1 protein-coding gene is annotated in these 398 nt (G+C 68.3%); it reads left to right on the forward strand.

What is annotated here, in order from left to right; translation table 11 throughout:
- Positions 1-28: 28 nt before the first annotated feature.
- Positions 29-398, forward strand: a 370-nt coding sequence (locus tag BTA51_RS29115; protein ID WP_305794081.1) for an FIST N-terminal domain-containing protein, incomplete at its 3' end; no start/stop codon positions are given.

Raw genomic sequence — 398 nt, forward strand, 5'->3', positions numbered from 1 at the left:
AGGCTATGCCGAGGGATTGGCAGTCGCCATGGCCCTGCCCGACCGGCTGTTCCATGCCGAGACGCTGCTAGTCGACGACCTCTCCGCCCTCGACGCTCAGGCGGTGACCGGCGATCTGATCCGCAACCGCGGCAACCTGTCGGCCGCACGCCCGGATTGGGAGCATGCATTCGCCTTCCTGCTGGTCGACGGCCTCTCGGGCAAGGAAGACGAACTCGCCGCCGCCCTCGCCCCCGGCCTCGGCCCCGTGCAGCTGTTCGGGGGGTCTGCTGCCGACGGCAACCGCTTCCTGCAGACTTTCGTCTTCCATCGGGGGCAGGTCCTGCGCAATGCCGCCGTGATCGCGCAGATCCGCACCCGCTGCCCGGTCCGCGTGTTCAAGTTCGACCATTTCCACC

It is taken from the genome of Hahella sp. CCB-MM4 (assembly GCF_002260525.1).
Classification (GTDB): Bacteria; Pseudomonadota; Gammaproteobacteria; order Pseudomonadales; family Oleiphilaceae; genus Hahella.